Source organism: Pseudomonas sp. SIMBA_067, assembly GCF_046534675.1.
GTDB lineage: Bacteria > Pseudomonadota > Gammaproteobacteria > Pseudomonadales > Pseudomonadaceae > Aquipseudomonas > Aquipseudomonas putida.
Genome location: NZ_JAWRYH010000619.1, coordinates 1 through 264 on the forward strand (window position 1 = coordinate 1; position 264 = coordinate 264).

Genomic DNA, 264 nt, shown 5'->3' on the forward strand with positions numbered 1-264 from the left:
TATGAGCTTGCGCGGGACAATCTGCAACTAGGGTCAACTGTTGTCACTGACTCGGTGAATGACCTTAACCTGGTGCGCGATAGTTTTCGTGATATCGCACTATCATCAGGTGTTCCCTTTCTGGAAATTGAAATCCTCTGTTCGGATCCAGAACAGCATCGTGCCCGTGTAGAGAACAGAATCTCAGATATCCCTGGCTTAAAAGTGCCTGACTGGCAAGCCGTTGTGCATAGTGTTTATGAACCGTGGAGCAGAGAACATCTG

The 264-nt window shown here is 48.1% G+C and carries 1 protein-coding gene; it reads left to right on the forward strand.

Translation table 11 applies throughout. The features are described 5' to 3' along the window. Nucleotides 1–264, forward strand: a 264-nt coding sequence (locus SB765_RS30580) for an AAA family ATPase (protein ID WP_410932612.1), incomplete at both ends; no start/stop codon positions are given.